This window comes from Microbacterium sp. bgisy189 (genome assembly GCF_057707225.1).
The window spans coordinates 22,375-42,293 of the sequence record NZ_JBYIPT010000005.1 but is presented as its reverse complement, the minus strand read 5'-3'; the positions used below and the strand labels follow the sequence as shown (position 1 = coordinate 42,293).

Genomic DNA, 19,919 nt, shown 5'->3' with positions numbered 1-19,919 from the left:
GTACGGCGAACCTGTGTGCGCATCCGCATGCAGGCCACCGACCGGGCACCGTCTGCGTGCCCAGAGACTTCTCCATGACTGACATCACCTTCGGCGCGCTCGGCGTGCCCGCCCCACTCGTGAACGCGCTCCGCGCCGACGGCAAGACCACTGCTTTCCCGATCCAGGTCGACACCCTGCCCGACACGCTCGCCGGCCGCGACGTGCTCGGCCGCGGCCGCACGGGCTCGGGCAAGACCCTCGCCTTCTCGATCCCGATGGCCGCGCGCCTCGGCGACGGCCGTAGCAGCCGCATCCGCGGGCTTGTCCTCGCCCCGACGCGTGAGCTCGCGACCCAGATCGACGCGACCCTCGCGCCGCTCGCTGCCGCGTACGGCCTGACGACCACGACGATCTTCGGCGGCATCAGCCAGAACCGTCAGGTGCAGGCGCTGCAGCGCGGCGTCGACATCGTCGTCGCGTGCCCCGGCCGTCTCGAAGACCTCATGGGCCAGGGCTTCGTCAAGCTGGATGCCGTCGAGATGACCGTCATCGACGAGGCCGACCACATGGCCGACCTCGGCTTCTTGCCGGTCGTCACCCGCATCCTCGACAAGACCCCGCGCGGTGGGCAGCGCCTACTGTTCAGCGCGACCCTCGACAACGGGGTCGACAAGCTGGTGCGCAAGTTCCTGCAGAACGAGGTCATGCACTCGGTCGACGAGGCCACCTCGCCTGTCGACGCGATGACCCACCACGTGTTCCACCTGGCCGACACCGACGCCAAGAAGCACGTCGTGCGGGCCCTCGCCTCCGGCATGGGCCGCCGCATCCTCTTCACCCGCACCAAGCACGCCGCGAAGAAGCTCGCCAAGCAGCTCACCGGCGAGGGCATTCCCGCCGTCGACCTGCACGGCAACCTGTCGCAGCCGCAGCGTGACCGCAACCTCGCCGCGTTCTCGTCGGGTGCCGCGAAGGTGCTCGTTGCGACCGACGTCGCCGCGCGCGGTGTGCACGTCGACGACGTTGAGCTCGTCGTGCACGTCGACCCGCCGATGGAGCACAAGGCGTACCTGCACCGCTCGGGCCGCACCGCCCGCGCCGGCGCCGCCGGTTCGGTCGTCACGGTCGTGCTGCCCGGTCAGGAGAAGGACGTGAAGGATCTGCTGCGCAAGGCGGCGATCACCGTCACGCCCGAGAAGGTCGACGCATCCAGCGCAGCCGTCACCGACCTCGTCGGCGAGGTCGCCCCCTTCGTCGCCCCCGCGCCGAAGGAGCAGCAGCAGCCCGGCCGCAGCCAGGGCGCCAACGCACAGCGCAAGCGCGCCGCGCGCGATGCCCGCGGCGGCCAGCCCGCCGGTGGGCAGAACGGCCAGGGCGGTGGCAGACGTCGCCGCGGTCGTGGCGGCCAGGGCGGCCAGAACGCCGGCCAGGCCGCGCAGGGCGCCGGCCGCGGCCAGGGCCAGGCAAGCCGCGGTCAGGGCGGTCGCGGGCAGTCGGCGACGCATGCCGCGGCGACCGAGCGTCAGCACGCGCGTCCCGCGCAGCAGGCACCGGCCGGCAACCCGCGCACGAAGGGCCGTCGCGCCTCGCACGACGGCGGCAAGCTGATGGTCGGCTCGGTCGTCCGTCAGAACGGCGCCGGACGCCGCGGTCGCTGACCCTCGACCGGCACGAGTTCGGGGCAGTACTTGTCGCTCGCAGCTGAGTCCGGCGACAACGACTGCCACGAACTCGGCGACGTCAGCGGCGCAGCAGGTCGGCGGCGACCTCGCCGATGACGATCGCGGGGGCATTGGTGTGTCCCCGGATGATCGTCGGGATGACCGACGCGTCGGCCACCCGCAGTCCGTGCACACCCCGCACGCGCAGTTCCGGATCGACGACGGATGCCGCATCCGCGCCCATCCGGGCCGTGCCGACCGGGTGGTACAGCGTGTGCGAGTACTGCCGCAGTGACGCTTCGATCCGCTCCTCGGCGCTCATCCGCTCGCCGCCTTCGGGCTGCACCCAACCGCCCGTGGTCACCGCACTGAGGGCGTCGGTCGCGATGAGCCGTTCGCATTCGCCGAGGCCCGCCGTCATCGCCGCGACGTCGCGCGGGTCGGACAGGTACCGCGGGTCGATGAGCGGATGCTGCGTCGGGTCGGCCGATGCCAGCCGGATGCTGCCGCGGCTGTGCGGCCGCAGCAGAATCGCACCGACCGTGATGCCTTCGGCCGGCAGCGGTACGAGCCCCTCGCCGACGTACGGCGCCGGGGCGAAGATGATCTCGATGTCGGGCAATCCCTCGGGAACCCCGGCATCCTCGGCCGCTGACGTGCGCACGAACCCGTACGCCTCGGCGACGTTCGACGTCAGCATGCCGCGCTTGCGCGTCAGGTAGTCCATGAGCTGCCGGGGCGACTCGGCGCCGAACAGGGTGCCGCCCTCGGCGGCCGGCGCGAGGCCTGCGACGAGGTGGTCCTGCAGGTTCTCACCCACCTCGGAAGCATCGACGAGCACGTCGACGCCGACCTCGCGCAGGTGGTCGGCAGCCCCGATGCCGCTCAGCATGAGCAACTGCGGGGTGTTGATCGCGCCGCCGCTGAGCACGACCTCGCGCCTGGCCGTCGCGTGGCGGGGGATGCCGTCGATCTCGACGTACACGCCGGTGGCGCGTTTGTCGGCGTCGAACGTGACCCGGCGCACGAGCGCGTCGGTGATGACCGTCAGGTTCGGGCGCCGCCGCGCCGGCCGCAGGTACGCGTCCGCCGTCGAGGCGCGGGCGCCGCGGGACTGGGTCACCATCGTCTGCGAGAAGCCCTGCCCCCTCGGGGCGTTGGCGGCGGTGACGGGATGCCCGAGTTCGCGGGCGGCGTCGAGGAATGCCGCCGTGTGCGGCCGCGGGTCGCGCTGCACCGTGACCGCCTGCGCCCCGTCGGTGCCCTGCGAGGGGTCGGTCGTCGACTCGGTCGCCTCGACGCGGTGGAAGTACGGCTGCAGGGCATCCCACGACCAGTCGGAGCCGGCGGCATCCGCCCATTCGTCGTAGTCGGCGGCGAAGCCGCGGATCCACATCATCGCGTTCAGCGAGGAGGATCCGCCGAGCGTCTTGCCGCGCGGCCAGTACACGGTGCGGCCGTTCAGATGCGGCTGCGGCACGGTGTCGTACGACCAGTCGTGCGGGCCGCGGAACAGCTTCGAGAACGCGGCGGGCACGTGCAGTTCGATGGCGCGGTCGACGGGGCCGGCCTCCAGCAGCAGCACCTGCACGGTCGGGTCCTCGCTGAGCCGCGCCGCCAGCGCGGCGCCCGCAGATCCGGCGCCGACGACGATGTAGTCGGCATCCAGCCGTTCGCCGGCGCTCACGCCCCGAACGCCTTCACGAGCGTGACGAGCAGGCGCGGGATGTTGCCGTCCATGCGGAACCGCGTGAATCCTTCGCTGACGGCGGCGCCGGTGCGCGACGTGACGAACCACGGTGGCTTCGGCAGCACCGACAGCAGACCGAGGTCGCGCCGTTCGAACACGGTGCGCAGTGCGCGGGGGAAGGGCCGGAACGGGCCGCGGACGACGGTGCGTTCGACGTCGTCGAGCAGCAGCGCGTTGTGCACGATGCCGAGTCCGCTGGGCGCGTCGGCGAGCGTGCCGCCAGGGTAGGCGCCCCACGTCGCGGTGGGGGTGAGGAAGCCGAACGCCGTCCACGCGTTGACGGCGACCGTGCCGTAGCGCAGGTCTGCGATCGCCCGTTCGAACCCGTCGCCGAGGGCCGCTTGCGTCACCGGGTCGATGAGCAGGTTCGCACCGAGCGTGCCGTGCAGGTGCTCGTTGGCGTGCGCGACGGCGGTGTCGACGAACTCCTGCCCGAGCCCGCGGAGCGTGACGACGCCCAGCACGGGGGAGAAGTACTCGGTGCTCTGCAGCGCCTCGGCCGCATCCGGGGTCGTCTCGATGAGCGCGCGGCGGCCGTCGGGGCTCCACGTCGCGTCAGGGTAGGCCTCGCGCGCCGCGTCGAGCTTCGCGTCGGCGTGCGGATACCAGACCGATCGCCGCGGGGCGCGGGCGTACGCGGCGCGCAGTTCGCGCAAGAACGCGTCGCGCTGCGGCCAGTCCTCGCTCAGCAGCACGACCTGCCCGGCGATGCAGTTGTGCCCGCTGTTCTGCAGACGCATCGTCACGACGTGCTCGGCCTGATAGCGCAGGTCGGCGGTCGACCAGATGCCGGGCACGACGATGATCGGCGAGACGCCGCCGAGCTCTGCCGAGATCGGCACGGTCAGCTTCGGGTCGCCCTCGCCCGGGGTGCCGCCGGGGCCCCATACGATCGCGCGGAACGTCGCGTCCGACCCGGTGATGTGCACATGGTCCATGCCGGGATGCCGCGTGAGATACGCGCCGACCGCGCCGTCGCCGCGGACGATGCGCAGGTAGCCGGGCTCGATGAGCGGGGCCAGCGCGCGCTCGAACACGGGCACCATCGCGTCCTGCGTGGGGTTGACCTTGAGCACGACGACCCGGTTGAAGGCGAGCAGTTCGTAGAGCACGTCGAGGAACGGGATCGACGTGATGTTGCCGGCACCGAGCACGAGGCCGACCCCGCCGCCGTCGCGAGGCGTCCGCTGCGCCAGCCCAGCGCGCTCACGGGCCTGCGACTCGGTGACACCGGGCTGCAGCCACACCTCGGTCGAGTAGCCCGACAGCAGCAGCGCGTCCGCGGCATCCAACGGTGACGTCGACAGTGCGATCCGGCCACCCGGCGCCGCACGCGCCCCGATATCGTGCGCCGGGCTCTGGCCGCGCGCCAGCCGCGAGAGAGAGCCGGCGTACGCGTCGAGCGCGGTGAGCGCTGCATACGGTCCCGACAGCCACTCCTCGCCCCGCAGCGGATGCCCGGGCTCCAGGCCCTTCGACGTCGCGGCGACGTCGGCCCAGTCCGTGGCGGCCGCGACGACGGCGGCGCGGATGCGGCGTAGCAGCGTCACCCGCTGCCGTAGCGTCAACAGCGGCCACGAGCGCGCGCCGGCGGTCACCGCCTCGACGGCGCGGTCGGCCTCGGTGAGGCCCTGCGCGATCGGGGTGGGTTCGATGTCAGCAGTCGAAGGCACGGAGGTCTTCTCAGTCGATGTCACGTCGGTCGACGTCCCCTCTCTCGATATCACTGCGGCGCAGCCGGTAGCGGGAGAGCGGAATCAGGCTCAACGCGATCAGTGCGGCGGGCGCGATGCTGAAGCTCAGCACGATCGCCGACAGTGCGGCATCCGGCTGGCTGACGCTCTCGCCCGCCGTGCGCGAGACGTAGCCCGCGAACTGCAGCACGAGCACCAGCACCGCAGCACCCAGTGCGAACCCGGTCGTCTCACCCGCCGTCCACACGCCGCCGAACGCGCCCGCCCGGCCCGCGCCGTACCGCCTCGCATCGTGGGCGATCACGTCTGGCAGCATCGCCATCGGCAGCGACTGCATGCCGGCGTACGCGATTCCTGCGAACGCGACCGGGATGTAGATCCAGTCGCCCGGAGCCCACAGCGCGAGCACGATGCTCGTCGCGGCGACGGCGAACAGCGCGCTCGCCATCACGAACGCCGCCTCCTTGCCGATGCGCCGGGCCAACCCGCCCCACGCGGGCGTCGCGAGCAGGGCCGGAGCGATGAGCGCGACGAACAGCAGCGTCACCGCATCCTCCGACCGCATGATCCACGTCGCGAGGTATTGCGCGCCCGCGAGCATGAGGCCGGTCGCGAGCGCCTGCAGCACAAACGTCGCCAGCAGTGCGCGGAACGGCTGGCTGCGTGTGAGTGCCTCCCACGCCGAACGGAAATTGTCGCGGATGCCGCCGCCCGACGTCGACGCATCGCGCGCTGCGTTGTGCTCGGGGCGGCCCGACACCTGGCCTGCCACCAGTTCGGCGTACTCGGCAGAGCTCGTCGCCGCCGCCGTCATCGCCGAACGGGTGCGGGCGGTGCGCCCGGCGACACCGGTCGACACCAGCATCCCGACGCCGATCACGACGCCGGCGACGACCCCCATCAGCAGGTAGCCGCTCGTCGAATCGCCCGTGATCCCGCGCAGCACGGGCCCGCCTGCGCCGAACAGCAGGATCGCGAAGGTCAGCACGACCACCCGCCACGTGAGCAGCGTCGTGCGGGTGTCGTATCGGGTCGCGAGCTCTGCCGGCAACGCGATGTACGGCACCTGGAACAGGCTGAATGCGGTCGCCGTCAACAGGAACGCGATCAGCACCCAGATCGCGCCGACCACCGGTCCGAGCGTGGGCGGCACCGCGAACGTCAGCGCGAAGAAGACCGGAATCGTGAGCGCACCGACGAGCATGAGGCGTCGTCGTGTGCCGTGACGCGCGAGGTCGCGGTCGGTCAGGGCACCGACGACGGGGTCGATCACGACATCCCACACCTTCGCGACCGTCATGATCACGCCCGCCAGCGCAGCCGTCACACCGAGGTTGTCCGTCAGGTAGTACAGCAGCACGAGCCCCGGCAGGGTGCCGAACCCGCCCGTGCCGATCGAGCCGACCGCGTAGCGCGCGACCGTGCCGCGCGTCAGCTCGCGCGGCGGTGCATCGTTGCCCATCTGGCCAGGCTATCCGCCCGCGGGGGCCGCGCCGAGCAAGGCCCGTGCAGCGGATGCGGCGTCAGATGAGGGAGAGTTCGCGCAGCTTGGCGGCGACGTCGTCGTTCGACGGTTCGACGTGATGCGTCGCGTCGGGGTAGACCACGACGGGGATGTTCGTGCGTCCCGAGATGTCACGCGCCACATCGGCGGCCGCGGGATCGGCCTCGAGATCGACGTACGTGTACGCCACGCCCAGGCTGTCGAGCTGCGCCTTCGTGCGACGGCAGTCGCGGCACCAGTCGGCACCGAACATCGTGATGGTCTCGGTGGGGGATGTCATGCATCCAGCGTACGTCGACCCGACGACGCTGAGGCCGCAGGCTCCTTGCGGGCGGTCGCCGCAGAGACCGCGCCGCGTTTGGGGGCGTAGACCACGAGCGCGTGGAACACGAAACGCACGACGAACGCGGCGACCAGCGTGAGTCCGGCCGCCAGCACGCTCGGGATGTGCGCGCCTTCGACCAGCACCGACATCACCGGGATGCGCACGACGGCTTCGAGGTTGTTGAAGGTGAACGACTTCACGAAGCGGTGCGTCACCCTGCCCGACTCGGCACGCATGTCGGCGAAGACGAGGTATTCGAGCAGCAGGAAGTTGCCGATGATCGTGACCTCGCTCGCGATGATCGCCGCCGGCACGTAGTCGAGGCCGAGCCGAATCAGCCCCCACATGATCACGAGATTCGCGATCGCCCCGGCGCCGCCCACGAGCGCGAAGGCCGACATGCGCCCGAACCGCAGCATCGCCAACTGCGTCAAGAAGCGCACGCCCTGCGTGAAGCTCGCCTTCGACTGGCCCGCGAACCGCTGCGCGAACGAGAAGGGCACCTCACCGATGCGCAACTGGCGGCGCGCCAGGATCTCGAGCAGGATCTTGAACCCGCGAGGACGCAGCGCCTCGAGGTCGACCGCCTCCCGATCGACGAGGAAGAAGCCCGTCATCGGGTCGGAGCACCCCGACAGCTTGCGGGGGAACATCGACTTCGTGAGCAGGGTCGACGCGCGGGAGACCGTCGTGCGCGTCGCATCGGCCAATCCCTTCGAATCACCGCCGGATGCATACCGTGAGGCCACGACGATGTCGACGTCACCTGCCTCGGCGCGTTCGAGCATGCGGGGGATGTCTTCGGGCGGATGCTGCAGATCGCCGTCCATCACGAGGCACCACCGTGCGGCGGCCAGGTGGAACCCCTCCACGACCGCGCCGCCGAGCCCCGCTGTCGCCGACTCACGGTGGAGCAGCCGCACCGGAAAGGGGGAGCGCTCGGCCGCCGCCAGCACACGTTCCGGGGTGTCATCGGTCGAGTCATCGACGAAGATCACCTCGAAGCGGCGATCGCCCAGCGTCTCGCCGATGCGGCGCAACAGCTCATCGACGTTCGGACCTTCGTTGAAGGTCGGGACGATGATGGACAGGTCCATGTGCTGCTCGCGAGTCTTCGGGCGGGCCGGGTCGTCTCACCTTACCCGCGCTCGCCGATGAGCAGGCTGGGGATGTGCGAGGACTGTGGAAGGCCCTCATCGGCTCCCGGCGGCAGCGATCAATTCTCTGTGATGAAGCCGGCCCCCACGGTGCGATTGGTCGCCTCGTCGATGACGATGAACGATCCGGTCTGCCTGTTGCGGCGATACGGGTCGGATAGCAGCGGCAATGTCGTGCGCAGATTGACGCGACCGATCGCGTTCAGCCCGAGCTCGGTCGGCGATTGCGAACGATGCAGACTGTTGATGTCGAGTTCGTACTGCACGTGCTTCACAAGCGCGCGTACGGTCCGCGTCGTGTGCTTGATCACATACTTGGCGCCCACGCGCATCGGTTCGGGGTCCATCCAGCAGATCATCGCGTCGATGTCCTGAGTGATCTCGGGCTGATTGTTGGGGCGGCAGATCATGTCACCGCGCGAGATGTCGACCTCATCCTCCAGTTGGATCGTCACCGACATCGGTGGGTACGCGGCCTGCAGTTCGCCGTCTGCCGTGCTGACGGTTCGGACCCGGGTGGGGAGCCCACTCGGCAGAGCGATCACCTCGTCACCAGGGCGCACCACGCCGCTGACCAACTGTCCGGCGAAGCCTCGGTAGTCGCCGCGGCCGTTCTGGGGGCGGATGACGTACTGCACCGGGAACCTGACATCGACGAGGTTGCGGTCGCTCGCGATGTAGACGTGCTCGAGGTGATGGAGCAACGCTGGTCCCTCGTACCAGTCCATGTGCTCCGAGCGACTGACGACGTTGTCGCCGGTGAGTGCCGAGATCGGGATGGCCGTGACATCGGCGAAATCGAGGCGCGCCGCGAAGTCGCGGAACGCGCCGCTGATCTCTTCGTAGACGTCCTGCGACCAGTCGACGAGGTCCATCTTGTTGATCGCCAGGACGACGTGCGGTACGCGCAACAGCGACACGATGGTCGCGTGCCGTCTGCTCTGCTCGACCAGGCCCTTGCGCGCATCGATGAGGATGATCGCAAGGTCTGCGGTCGAGGCGCCGGTCACCATGTTGCGGGTGTACTGGATGTGCCCAGGGGTGTCGGCGATGATGAACTTTCGCAGCGGTGTCGAGAAGTACCGGTACGCGACGTCGATCGTGATCCCCTGCTCGCGTTCGGCGCGCAGCCCGTCGGTCAGCAGGGCGAGGTCCGTGTAGGCGTCGCCGCGCTGCTGACTCGCGCGCTCAACGGCATCGAGCTGGTCGGAGAAGATCGACTTGGAGTCGTACAGCAGACGCCCGATGAGCGTGCTCTTGCCGTCGTCGACCGACCCCGCGGTCGCGAATCTCATGATGTCCATCAGAAGTACCCCTCCTTCTTCCGATCCTCCATGGCGGCCTCGCTCACCTTGTCGTCGCCGCGAGTGGCGCCGCGTTCGGTCACACGGGTCGCGGCGACCTCGGCGATGACCTCCTCGGCGGTGCGCGCGTCGGACAGGACAGCCGCGGTCAGCGTCGCATCGCCGACGGTTCGGTAGCGCACCGTCTCGGTGAACACCTCCTCGCCGTCTCGCGGCGTGCAGTGCTGATTCACGGCGAAGTACATGCCGCCGCGGAGGAAGACCTCACGTTCGGCCGCGTAATAGATGGAGGGCACTTCGATGCCCTCCCGGGCGATGTACTCCCAGATGTCCAGCTCGGTCCAGTTCGACAACGGGAAGCAGCGGATACTCTCGCCCTGGTGGATGCGCCCGTTGTACAGCGACCACAGTTCCGGTCGCTGGTTCTTCGGATCCCACTGCCCGAAGTCGTCGCGGAATGAGAACACCCGCTCCTTCGCGCGGGCCTTCTCTTCGTCCCGGCGGGCGCCGCCCATCAGGGCTGACAGCCCGTGGTCTTCTGCAGTCTTCAGCAGGACCGGCGTCTGGATGCGGTTGCGAGAGCCGTTCGGTTCCTCGCGCACGAGGCCCGCATCGATCGCGGCCTGCACGGACCCGACGATGAGTCGGGCGCCGAGTTCGGCGACGCGTCGATCGCGGTACTCGAGCACCTCGTCGAAGTTGTGACCCGTATCGATGTGCACGACCGGGAACGGCAGAGATGCCGGGGCAAACGCCTTGGTCGCGAGATGCAGCATGACGATCGAGTCCTTGCCACCCGAGAACAGCATGCCGGGGCTCTCGTTCTCGGCGACGATCTCGCGAATGATGAAGATCGCCTCGGCCTCCAGGTAATCGAGTTGCGTCATTCCGTAGCCGACGTCGTCAGCAGTTTCCGCCATTATTCCCCCTCAACTGTGTTGGCGCGTACTCGACGGAGGAGCTCGTCCGCGAGTGACGGGTTGCAGATCATGAGATCCGGAAGATATGGGTTCTCGCGGTTGTATTCCAACGGAGACCCGTCGATCCGCGCCGTGAACAATCCCGCCGCCCGAGCCACTGCGACCGGCGCGGCAGAGTCCCACTCGTACTGGCCACCGGTGTGCAGGTATGCGTCGACCTCACCGCGCACGACGGCCGACGCTTTGAACCCCGCCGAGCCCATCGGGACGAGTTCGGCACCCATTTCTTGTGCGACGGCCACGACGAGTGCCGTCGGGCGCGTGCGCGAGACGGCGATGCGTACGGGGTAGGGAGTCGGCCAGCTGCGGACCGGGTCGTCGGCGCCGAGCGTGATGCCGAGGCCCGGTAGTGCGACCGCGCCGGCGATGAGGTCGCCCGCCGACCACAGAGCGACATGGACTGCCCAGTCCTCTCGCCCTTCCGAGAATTCGCGGGTCCCGTCGAGCGGATCGATGATCCAGACGCGTTCGGCTGTGTGTCGTGCCGGGTCGTCCTTGGCCTCCTCGGACAGAATCGCGTCAGCCGGTCGATGCTCGGCGAGGGCGGCCGCCAACAGGTCTTGGCTGGTGCGGTCGCCGAGATCCTTCAATTCACGTGTGCCGAGCAATCCAGGCTCGCTCGAGCGCTGAAGCGCCTTCAGTGCCGCCCCGGCGTGCTCAGCGAGCATCCTCGCGAGTGCGCTGTCGTCCATGCATCCCCCATCCGATCTCAATCGGTGCGGGGGGCCGGGCGTACGCAGACGCCCGGTACCGGCGGTGCACGCACCACCTGTATGACGCGACTCCCCAGTTGCGTCCTCCCCCAGAAGGCTCACCCTACAAGAAGGGGCCACCGCACCGCCAGATGAGAGTTTGATCATCTTTTGGGTGGGCAAGGCGGTGGATGCTATGCCACAATGCCGCCATGGACTGGGGGATGGTTCTGGGGGCCTTCGCCGTAGGCATCATCGTCGGCTTGACCGGCATGGGCGGAGGGGCGTTGATGACGCCGATGCTTGTGCTGTTCTTCGGCGTGCCGCCGTTGACGGCCGTGTCGAGTGATCTTGCAGCGAGTGCGGTGATGAAGCCGGTCGGGTCATTCGTCCACCTCCGGCGCGGCACCGTGAATCTGCGCCTGGTCGGGTATTTGTGTATCGGATCCGTGCCCGCCGCCTTTGCCGGGGTCTTCGTGTTGAAGGCGATGGGAACGGCCGAAGCAGTGCAGAGCGGCGTCAAGATCGCCCTCGGCATTGCCATCCTCTTCACCGCCTCGATGCTCATGGTCCGGGCCTATTTGCGGCTTGTCGAGCGCGCCCGATCACGCGACGGTCGCGGGCAGCCGCTCCCGCAGGATCGGCCTCATGTGGTGGTCAAGCCGATCCCGACGATCCTTCTCGGTGTCGTGGGCGGGCTCATCGTGGGAATGACGTCGGTCGGTTCCGGGTCGCTCATCATCATCGGGCTCATGCTGCTGTACCCGGGGCTCAAGGCGAGCCAGCTCGTCGGAACCGACCTGGTACAGGCGGTTCCACTCGTGATCTCAGCCGCGATCGGTCACGCACTGTACGGGGATCTCGATCTGGGCATCTCCGTGCCGCTGATCATCGGCAGTGTCCCCGGTGCCTTCATCGGTGCGCAACTGTCGGCCAGACTGCCCGGCGGCATCGTGCGTCGCGCGCTCGCGTTCGTATTGCTCGCGTCCGGTCTGAAGCTGCTCAACGTGAGCAACGAGGTCACCGGCATCGTGCTCGTGGCTGTCGCGGCACTCGGTCCCATCGTCTGGATGTTGATTCGCCGGTCGATGGGCTTTCCAGCGTTGGCGAGCGTCGAGGCGCGCCGAAAACGAGCCTCTCGCGCCGTCGCTGACGAAGCCGGCCCCGGGAGGTCGGAATGACCATCGGCACTCTTGCGCTGGAGGGATCGAGATTGGAGGGTCTCGAGCTCATCCTGAGCGGGCTGGTGCATCCGGTCGCCGAATACGTCCTGCCGGAGCACGGCGGCGCGACGGCAGCCCCGATGCTGCGCGTGCCGCCAGACCTCGTCGATAGCGTCGAGCGAGGCGGCGAGCTGACCCTGACTGATCGCGACAACACGCCGCTGGCCGTCCTGACCGTGACCGGCGCGAGCTTGGGTGTTGACAGTGCATGGCTCGCCGGGCCGCTGCGAGGGGTTCGCGCTGCCGAGCACGGTATCGGTCGGCATCGCCGGATGCGACGCGAGACGGATCTGGAGGGTCGCGTGGCCGTCATCGTGTCGGAGGCGTGTGCTGCCGATGTCCTACGCGCGGTCGCGTTCGCGGAGGGTCGCCCGATCGATTTCGTCCTTGCCGGAGGCCCCGACGCGGTCGTATCGGGCAAGGCGCTCGCAGACTTGGAGGCGTGCATCGAGCAGTTGCCCGACGCACGCGTCTGGTTCGTTCCCGATACCGATCTCGGGACCCCCGAGATCGATGCCGTCTCGCTGCTGACCGACAGTCGCCGTCCCGCCGAGGTCGTCGATCTGCGCCGCCCCGTCTCGTCACCGTCTCGAGGGGCGGTCCTGTTGTTCACTGGCTTGTCCGGGGCGGGAAAATCGACCATCGCGCGGGCTGTGTCGCAGCATTTGGCGGCTCGTGGGTTGCACCGCCCGGTGCTCCTCGACGGCGACAATGTTCGCCACGAATTGTCTTCTGAACTGGGGTTCAGTCGCGAAGATCGAGACAAGAACGTGCAACGGATCGCGTGGGTCGCTGCACGCGTGGCCGAGGGCGGCGGGCTGGCGATCTGTGCGCCGATCGCACCCTTCGCGGCGTCGCGCGAGGCGATGCGGACGAAGGTCGAGCCGAACGCGCCCTTCCTCGTGATCCACGTCGCGACACCTCTTCACATCGCCGAGGGGCGGGATCGGAAGGGGCTCTACGCGAAGGCGCGCGCGGGGTTGCTGACCGACTTCACCGGCATCGATTCGCCCTATGAAGCGCCGGTCGACCCGGCCCTTCGGATCGACACTTCGACGCTGTCGGTCGAGGAGTGTGTGGAGCGGGTAGAACGCATGCTGCGGGAGAAGTCCCTCGTCAGCGGTTCATGAACCAGCTCTCATGTGCTCAGTTAATTAGCTCTCATGGGTTTTGTCGCGCTCGGACGCAAAGGGTACCCTTCCCCAGACAACAATTTCATATCAGTTTTCCATGAGGCCACCCGGGGGGGGAGGGGCCGACTCCTACCCGAAAGCGTCTATGACTTCGCATACTGCCCAGTCACCCGTCCGAAAACCATTGCGTCGCCTCGCGCGAGCCACGATCGCCGGCGCCGCATCCATCGCCCTCGTCTTGGGGGCCGCTCAAGCGGTGTCGGCCGCCGAAACCGAACTCGTCACCAACGGTGACTTCAGCCAGGGCCTGACCGGCTGGCACGTCGCCCCCGGGTCGCCGGAGAAGCTCGTCCTCCGTGAAGGCTCCCGCAGCGCCTACGCCACACTCTGGCGATCTGGCGGCGGTGCGCTCCGCATGGGCGATGTCACCTCGACCGTCCCCAGCGCCAAAGCCGGCGTGACCTACGAACTGACCGCCAAGGTCCGCACGCAGAACGGTTCGCTCACCGGCGATGTGCGCGTCGACGAGGTTTCAACGGCCGGAAAACTGCACCACACCGCCCCCTTCACGCTCACCGACTCGACGTGGAAGACGGTCTCGACGACCTTCACCACGACCCGTGCCGGCGCCCAGCTCAACATCGCGATGGTCGCCTCCGACGCAAAGGCCTACCAGCCGTTGCAGGTCGACGACGTCTCGCTTCGGGTCGTTTCAGGTGGTGGTGCGACGTCGCCCACCACGCCTGCTCCTGTCGAGAATCCCGTGAGCGGGGCATGCGCCCCCTCGTCCTTCGGCTCCGAAACGGACTTCGGGTACGCCCTCGACATTCCGGGGGGGAAGCCACTCCGCGAGGCCTGGGCATACGCGAAGTCGACGTACGGTGCAGCTGATGTCGTTCGAATCTTCCATCCCGGCGTTCCGAATTGGAACGCGGCATCAGTCGTCGAAGGGGCGGACTTGTCGGTGTCCTTCAAGCTTGCTCCCAAGGCAGTCCTGTCCGGTCAGTACGACGCGACGCTTCGCAGTTGGTTCCGTGCCGCGCCACAATCTGTCGACGTGTACTGGACGTACTTCCACGAACCCGAAGACAACATCGAGGCCGGAGAGTTCACTGCGGCCGACTACCGCGCGGCATGGAAGCGCATCGCTGCGATTGCCGATGAGACCTGCCAGCCCAAGTTGCACTCGATGCTGGTGCTGATGGACTGGACCGTCGACTCGCGCTCCGGGCGAACGTTCTCGGACTATTATCCGGGATCCGCCTCGATCGACGTTCTCGGCTGGGACCCGTACAACCCGTGGACCAACAACACCGAGTACCGGACGCCCGCGTCCATCTACGACAAGGTGATCGCGACCTCGAAGGCACAGGGCAAGCCCTTCGCCATCGCAGAGACCGGATCGATGCTGATGGGCGGTGACACGGGAGCGAAGCGAGCTTCGTGGTTGCGCGATATCGCGAGCTACCTCGACAGCCAAGGCGCGCTGTTCGTGACCTACTTCGACACCATCGCCAAGCGTGACTTCCGCCTCGCGGACGCGCCATCAAAGGCGGCGTGGCGCGAGGTGGTCACCGGTTGACACCGATCGTGGGGCTCTCGGATCCGGGAGCCCCACGATCCGATCCGTCGCGAATCAAGACCGAGCGCCACCTCGAGACCGCAGCATCCCGGCTATCCCGAGTTCTCGTCGAAGTCGCCACAGCACGGGGAGGTAGAGCGCGACGCCAGATGCAAACGAGATTGTCGCACCGATCACACCGCCGCCGAGTAGCCCTACGACCCACGGCGCGAGCCCGAAGAGCAGGAGGGGGATGGCAGCGGCAAGCACTGTCAGCCGTCCGAGCGGGTGCACGCCGAGCCCGGCCCGAACCTGCACCAACGGAACCAGATTGTTGACGAGGATCGCCGCGATCCACGCGATCGTCGCACCCAGGATGCCGAGCTCCGGGATCAACCACACATTCAGACCGACGTTGACGATCAGCGCCACCCAGGCGTTGATCATGGTCCACGTCGAACGGCCCGCCATCAGGAGCACGGCATCGACGGCGCCGCAGGCAGTCGCCACGAGCATGGCGGCCGCGAGCAACTGCAGAACCGGTGCGCCGCGTGCATAGTCGGCACCGAACACCATCATGAGCCACTCTGCCTGCACGATGAACGTCAGATACAGGGGCCATGTCGCGAACATGACCCACGCCGTCGACGTTCGATACAGGTGTTGCAGGGGGCCCATCTCATTGCGCGCCGCCAACGCGCTGAATCGCGGCTGCACTGCTGTCCCGATGGCATTGGCAGCGAGCTGGCCGAAGATCAGGAAGCGGCTCGCGGCTGCGTAGACCGCAGCCTCGACCGGGCCCACCCACAGTGCGATCAAGATGATGTCCACCCGCTGGATGCCCACCTGTGCGAATTGTCCGATGGCGCGCGGCCCGCTGAACCGCCAGAACTCGCCCACCGTCTCGCGTCGCGGCATCCACCGATCACGCGCGGGTGCGCCTTCGGGGGAAGGATGGCGGCGGAGCAGGCGCGAGAGCCACGGAGCGGCGACGATCACGACGGCCGCGAACCCGACGACGCGCGTCCACACCAGGTCGGCGCCCCCGGTCCAGCCCGCCAGCGCGAGCAACAGGAGGGCAGTCAGTTGCACCGTCGGATTGACGAACTTGTCGGCGACGACCGTCGGCCGCATCACACCGAACCCGCGCGTTGCCCCCAACAACGAGTCCGCGACGATCGCGGCCAACAATCCACAACACAAGACGGCCACGATCGTCGCGTGCGCCTCGACATCGGCGCCTATCAGAGCCGCACCGAGGGGCTCGCGGAAGATCAGGGCCAGCGAGACCACGAGGACGCCGAGCCCCAGGACGGGAACCGCGCCTGTCGTCAGCACCGATCGAAGCAGTGCTGTCCGTCCGGTGCTGCGGTACCGCGCGAGCAGGTACACGTAACCGACCGGCACCCCGACCTCGACGAGCGCGACGGCGATGAGGAGGATGGAGATCGCGGAGAAGTAGACGCCTGCATCCGCCGGCTGTGCAATGCGGGTGACGATTGCCGTGATTGCGAAGGTCGCCAGTCCCGAGTACGCGGCGCCGGCGAGGTTCGCGATCCCGCCGCGCGCGACGGAGCGAGTGCCCGCTTCGTCGTGTGCAGCGGAATGCCGACTCGCCGTCACTCGCGCCATGACAACGGTCGTCCCCACCAGCGCGCCAGGCGTGCATCCGTCTCATCGAACTTCGCGAGCAGACGCTGTTGCATATCGGACTTCATCGGGTTGCGATCGCGAGCGTTGTGCCGCTCGAACGTGATGCCGTCATGCGGCGGTAGCCCCAGGAAGTCGAGCACGCCCGCGAAGGTCTCCTCCGGTCGGGTGAAGAACTCCTGTGAGTCGACCACGTGCAGTCTGCCCGGCCCGACGGCCGCCTCGAGCGCCTCGATCTGCTCGATGTAGCGTCCGCGGGCGAGATAGGCGTGGTGCTGCAGGTGGAAGCTGACGTACGTCGGGTCCGCGAGCATCTTCTCGCGTTCACCGTGGGTACGCTCCTCTTCGAGCTCGAGGGCGCGCTCGAACGTCTCGGTCTCGAACCCGCGTGCGCGCTCGTGGCTGTGGGCCGAGTACGCGCGCTCGACCGGATCGCGAAGCAGCATGAGAAGACGCACGCCGGGCAGTTCTGCAGCGATGCGCTGCGGCGCGAGTGGATGGAAGCCGTAGAACGGGCTGGACTCGCCCGTGATGGGCCCTCGGCGCCCGAGGCGCTTCAGCTGCGACGTGATGCGGATCGGAAAGTGCCCGCGGTACCACCCGAACGAGCGGTCATGGTGCATGTCGAAGTAGTGGACGCCCTTGAACGCGAACGGACGCGCGACCTCCGGGTGCTGCGCGAGGGTCTTGAACAACGAGGTCGTGCCGCAGCGTTGTCCGCCGACGATGAGGAAGTCGGGCCGCATCCGCAGCCGTGACGTCGCCGTGGCCGTCGCGCCGATCACGGAGCGGGCCAGCGGCTGCAGCGGGCGTAGCAGGTCCTTGGTCGTCGTCATCGGTGCTCCTGTTCGCGATACCAGTCCATGATGGCGGGAAAGATCCAATTCTCGACAGCGCCGAGGCGAGAGCCCGCCTCGTCCTGCCCGTCTTCGACATACCGCGCGGCCAGTCGGATGAGGTAGTCCGCCGCGACCACCGGGGCCAGGGGAGCAGTGATGCCGAGAGGTTCGAGGATGGCGGGCGCCGTGCGCAGGAGGCGATCCGCCGCCTGTCGCGGTGCGAGCCCGTCGGCCGTGACCCAGCGCTGCACGTCGTGATGCAGCAGGTCGAATCCCACCGGCAGACCGCTGCGCCAACGTTCCCAGTCCCACAACACCGGCATCCCGTCGCGGGCGACGCCGAGATTGCCGGCGTGGAGGTCGCCGTGTGACGAACCGTGCACGACGGCCGAGGTCCTGGCGTCGATGTGTCGGGCGGCGGTGACGAGAGGAGCCATCCGGTCGTGCCCCACATCCAACGGCGCGCGAACCACCTGCGCACCCGCGACCCGCCGCACCGTGTCGACCAAGACCGACCGCTCCACGGCGCGCGTCCGATCGAGCCTGGGCAGCGGCGCCATCATCATGGCCTCGACCGCCCCCCACTGCGTCGTCGCGACCAATCGGGGCACGTGCACCTTCGAACCGACGGCGCGTTCGACCTCCGCCAGGGCGGTTGCTTCTTGTCGCACGAGCGGGGCGGTGACGGCATCCCAACCGACTTTCACGACGGCGACGAGCTCACCGCGACGGTCCGTCAGCAGGACGACCGGCTTGCGGTTCGCGCGTGGAGGGCCGATGAGCACCGCGCCGACACGAACGTCACGGCTCAGCACGCCCCGAACCCAGTCGTGGAAGACGCGGGCGTCGGGCGCCCGCCAGTCGGAAACCCGCCAGGGCGAGACGCGCGCCGCGATGCCGCTCGCGGCAAGGCCGGTGAGCACGCCGGTCTGCAGGCGTCGCTTGAGTGACCCGCCGCCGTACTGGTGCCGCACGAGTCGGGTCGCTGCGAGGGCCGGGGCGGCTGAGACGTAGGCGCGCGGCGCCTTGGCGCGGGGGACCGCGAGGACCCGGACCGGCCCCGTCGGGGGCACCATGATGTCGGCGAGGCACTGCCGGAGCGCGTCATCCATGCATGCCGCTTCCAACGACCTCGCGACGGGAATGGGCGCGCTTGGCCGACGGGTCGGTGCCCGTCTGCTGGTTGCGCCACAACACGGCGAGCGACAGCATCGCGAGTGCCAACGGCACGCCGACCGCGGCGTAGAAGTACAGGTAGAACAGCGAAAGGATCACCACCGCAGACGCGGCGATACCGCTCGGTGAATGGTCCCGTCTGAACGTCCAGAGCGACCACAGGAAGAAACCGACGTACAGGATCGTGCCGAGCCAGCCCTGCGCCACCAGCAGCAGCCACAGGTGCCCCGTGCTGCCGATGACCCGTTCGCCGCACTGCTCACAGTCCGCGGACGGTCCGATCGCGATCGACTCGTACGATCCTTGCGTCTTGCGGGTCGAGCCGAACCCCAGGATCGGTGATTCGTTCGCGAGGCGGATGGCGTCGGCGGCGAGGTTCTCGCGGATCTGATCGGAGTGCCCTGCCTCGATGCGTGATTCGACGAGTTCGCTCGCGGGCGTGAAGGTGATCAGGCCTGCTCCGAGGACGACTGCGGCGGTGATGGCGGCGACCGGCGCGAAGTGCAGGCGCATCGCGAGGCGCACTGCGACGTAGACGATCGCGAGGATGGTGCCGACCCAGACGCCTCGATTCAACGAGGCGAGAATCGGGATGGCTGTCACGGCGACGATGAGCGCGATCCATGGACGAAGCCGGCGCGAGACCACTGCATAGACCACGAGCCAGATGAGCGCCATCGAGACGACTTCGCCCCAGGTGTTCGTGTACTCGAACGGTGCGGAGGGGCGCGGTGCGTCTTCGCCGAGGATGTCCTGCACCTGTGCGAGCCGGACGGTGCCGTCTCCGACGAGGATGCTGGGCAGCACGTAGCTCGCGGGGGCGCGGAAGGAGAAGTCCGGTGCCACCAGGCCGGCGAGCCCGAGCAGGCCGGATGCCGCGGCCATGACCGAGATCGCGGCGACCACGCTGCGCACCGGGAGCGACCGGTCGGTGTGGTTGCCGACGTACAGCAGAAGGAAGGTGAATGCGAGGTAGCTCATGAGGCGAAGCGCGTAGGCGCCATACGGCCCGATGCCGCCCTGTACCGCTGTCTGCGGCGCATCGACACCGAGCATGACCGCGCTCATCACCACGACCACGAGGAACATCACCCACAGCAGCCACGCCGGCGGGAGCCGCAGCGGCCGCATCCGCATGAGGTAGAGGCCGAGCACGACCGCCAACACCGGGTACACGAGCGTCGTGACGCCGAGTGCCCACCACAGCGGGTAGGCGGCCGTCGCAGCCCACACTGGCCACGACGGCGGCAATGACACACGTCCGAACGCGGACGAGACCGGAGACTCG

At 68.5% G+C, this 19,919-nt stretch carries 16 protein-coding genes; 4 read left to right on the top strand and 12 right to left on the bottom strand.

What is annotated here, in order from left to right; all coding sequences use genetic code 11:
- The first annotated feature begins 74 nt into the window (after positions 1-74).
- A complete protein-coding gene (locus AC3ENX_RS08280; RefSeq protein WP_434811393.1) occupies positions 75-1,640 on the top strand; it encodes a DEAD/DEAH box helicase in 1,566 nt (521 codons plus the stop codon).
- Positions 1,641-1,722: 82 nt separating this feature from the next.
- Here the strand turns inward: AC3ENX_RS08280 and AC3ENX_RS08275 are convergent, their stop codons facing one another.
- The 8 genes from AC3ENX_RS08275 to AC3ENX_RS08240 all read right to left on the bottom strand — a co-directional run bounded on the left by AC3ENX_RS08275 (position 1,723) and on the right by AC3ENX_RS08240 (position 11,049).
- Positions 1,723-3,330: a GMC family oxidoreductase gene (locus tag AC3ENX_RS08275; protein ID WP_434811392.1), complete on the bottom strand. Its 1,608-nt coding sequence runs from the start codon at positions 3,328-3,330 to the stop codon at positions 1,723-1,725.
- Positions 3,327-5,066 (bottom strand): aldehyde dehydrogenase family protein, encoded by a 1,740-nt coding sequence (locus AC3ENX_RS08270; protein ID WP_434811391.1) that lies wholly within the window; start codon positions 5,064-5,066, stop codon positions 3,327-3,329. Before AC3ENX_RS08270 ends, AC3ENX_RS08275 begins: the two co-directional genes overlap by 4 nt.
- 10 nt (positions 5,067-5,076) lie before the next feature.
- Entirely contained in the window at positions 5,077-6,549 is a 1,473-nt protein-coding gene (locus AC3ENX_RS08265; protein ID WP_434811390.1) for an MFS transporter, read from the bottom strand.
- 61 nt (positions 6,550-6,610) lie between these two features.
- Complete coding sequence (locus AC3ENX_RS08260; protein ID WP_434811389.1) at positions 6,611-6,871, bottom strand: glutaredoxin family protein; 261 nt, start codon at positions 6,869-6,871, stop codon at positions 6,611-6,613.
- Positions 6,868-8,013: a glycosyltransferase gene (locus AC3ENX_RS08255; RefSeq protein ID WP_434811388.1), complete on the bottom strand. Its 1,146-nt coding sequence runs from the start codon at positions 8,011-8,013 to the stop codon at positions 6,868-6,870. Before AC3ENX_RS08255 ends, AC3ENX_RS08260 begins: the two co-directional genes overlap by 4 nt.
- 119 nt (positions 8,014-8,132) lie before the next feature.
- The gene (locus AC3ENX_RS08250; RefSeq protein ID WP_434811387.1) at positions 8,133-9,377 is read right to left on the bottom strand and encodes a sulfate adenylyltransferase subunit 1; all 1,245 of its coding nucleotides are present in this window, start codon (positions 9,375-9,377) and stop codon (positions 8,133-8,135) included.
- Entirely contained in the window at positions 9,377-10,297 is a 921-nt protein-coding gene (gene cysD, locus AC3ENX_RS08245; protein ID WP_434811386.1) for a sulfate adenylyltransferase subunit CysD, read from the bottom strand. Before cysD ends, AC3ENX_RS08250 begins: the two co-directional genes overlap by 1 nt.
- On the bottom strand, positions 10,297-11,049 hold the full coding sequence (locus tag AC3ENX_RS08240) for a 3'(2'),5'-bisphosphate nucleotidase CysQ (protein WP_434811385.1): 753 nt from the start codon (positions 11,047-11,049) through the stop codon (positions 10,297-10,299). The genes cysD and AC3ENX_RS08240 overlap by 1 nt, the downstream gene beginning before the upstream one ends.
- A gap of 212 nt (positions 11,050-11,261) precedes the next feature.
- Here AC3ENX_RS08240 and AC3ENX_RS08235 point away from each other — a divergent pair, with 212 nt between their 5' ends.
- The 3 genes from AC3ENX_RS08235 (at position 11,262) to AC3ENX_RS08225 (ending at position 14,987) form a co-directional block, all read left to right on the top strand.
- A complete protein-coding gene (locus tag AC3ENX_RS08235) occupies positions 11,262-12,230 on the top strand; it encodes a sulfite exporter TauE/SafE family protein (protein ID WP_434811384.1) in 969 nt (322 codons plus the stop codon).
- Positions 12,227-13,402 (top strand): adenylyl-sulfate kinase, encoded by a 1,176-nt coding sequence (gene cysC, locus AC3ENX_RS08230; protein WP_434811383.1) that lies wholly within the window; start codon positions 12,227-12,229, stop codon positions 13,400-13,402. Before AC3ENX_RS08235 ends, cysC begins: the two co-directional genes overlap by 4 nt.
- 259 nt (positions 13,403-13,661) lie before the next feature.
- Complete coding sequence (locus tag AC3ENX_RS08225) at positions 13,662-14,987, top strand: carbohydrate binding domain-containing protein (protein ID WP_434811382.1); 1,326 nt, start codon at positions 13,662-13,664, stop codon at positions 14,985-14,987.
- A 54-nt stretch (positions 14,988-15,041) separates the two neighbouring features.
- Here the strand turns inward: AC3ENX_RS08225 and AC3ENX_RS08220 are convergent, their stop codons facing one another.
- The 4 genes from AC3ENX_RS08220 to AC3ENX_RS08205 are packed head-to-tail and all read right to left on the bottom strand — an operon-like array spanning position 15,042 to position 19,864.
- Positions 15,042-16,598 carry a lipopolysaccharide biosynthesis protein gene (locus AC3ENX_RS08220; RefSeq protein WP_434811381.1) on the bottom strand — a complete coding sequence of 519 codons (1,557 nt, stop codon included), beginning with the start codon at positions 16,596-16,598 and terminating at the stop codon, positions 15,042-15,044.
- Positions 16,586-17,452, bottom strand: a complete 867-nt coding sequence (locus tag AC3ENX_RS08215; protein ID WP_434811380.1) for a sulfotransferase family protein — start codon at positions 17,450-17,452, stop codon at positions 16,586-16,588. The genes AC3ENX_RS08220 and AC3ENX_RS08215 overlap by 13 nt, the downstream gene beginning before the upstream one ends.
- Positions 17,449-18,567, bottom strand: coding sequence for a hypothetical protein (locus AC3ENX_RS08210; RefSeq protein WP_434811379.1), 1,119 nt, complete (start codon positions 18,565-18,567; stop codon positions 17,449-17,451). The genes AC3ENX_RS08215 and AC3ENX_RS08210 overlap by 4 nt, the downstream gene beginning before the upstream one ends.
- Positions 18,560-19,864 (bottom strand): O-antigen ligase family protein, encoded by a 1,305-nt coding sequence (locus AC3ENX_RS08205; protein ID WP_434811378.1) that lies wholly within the window; start codon positions 19,862-19,864, stop codon positions 18,560-18,562. Before AC3ENX_RS08205 ends, AC3ENX_RS08210 begins: the two co-directional genes overlap by 8 nt.
- Positions 19,865-19,919: the final 55 nt, after the last annotated feature.

Bases quoted from the DNA above. Each gene is read 5' to 3' on its own strand.
- AC3ENX_RS08280 (WP_434811393.1), top strand. From the start codon at position 75: ATGACTGACATCACCTTCGGCGCGCTCGGCGTGCCCGCCCCACTCGTG.
- AC3ENX_RS08265 (WP_434811390.1), bottom strand. From the start codon at position 6,549: ATGGGCAACGATGCACCGCCGCGCGAGCTGACGCGCGGCACGGTCGCG.
- AC3ENX_RS08260 (WP_434811389.1), bottom strand. From the start codon at position 6,871: ATGACATCCCCCACCGAGACCATCACGATGTTCGGTGCCGACTGGTGC.
- AC3ENX_RS08255 (WP_434811388.1), bottom strand. From the start codon at position 8,013: ATGGACCTGTCCATCATCGTCCCGACCTTCAACGAAGGTCCGAACGTC.
- AC3ENX_RS08250 (WP_434811387.1), bottom strand. From the start codon at position 9,377: ATGGACATCATGAGATTCGCGACCGCGGGGTCGGTCGACGACGGCAAG.
- cysD (WP_434811386.1), bottom strand. From the start codon at position 10,297: ATGGCGGAAACTGCTGACGACGTCGGCTACGGAATGACGCAACTCGAT.
- AC3ENX_RS08240 (WP_434811385.1), bottom strand. From the start codon at position 11,049: ATGGACGACAGCGCACTCGCGAGGATGCTCGCTGAGCACGCCGGGGCG.
- AC3ENX_RS08235 (WP_434811384.1), top strand. From the start codon at position 11,262: ATGGACTGGGGGATGGTTCTGGGGGCCTTCGCCGTAGGCATCATCGTC.
- cysC (WP_434811383.1), top strand. From the start codon at position 12,227: ATGACCATCGGCACTCTTGCGCTGGAGGGATCGAGATTGGAGGGTCTC.
- AC3ENX_RS08220 (WP_434811381.1), bottom strand. From the start codon at position 16,598: ATGGCGCGAGTGACGGCGAGTCGGCATTCCGCTGCACACGACGAAGCG.
- AC3ENX_RS08215 (WP_434811380.1), bottom strand. From the start codon at position 17,452: ATGACGACGACCAAGGACCTGCTACGCCCGCTGCAGCCGCTGGCCCGC.
- AC3ENX_RS08210 (WP_434811379.1), bottom strand. From the start codon at position 18,567: ATGGATGACGCGCTCCGGCAGTGCCTCGCCGACATCATGGTGCCCCCG.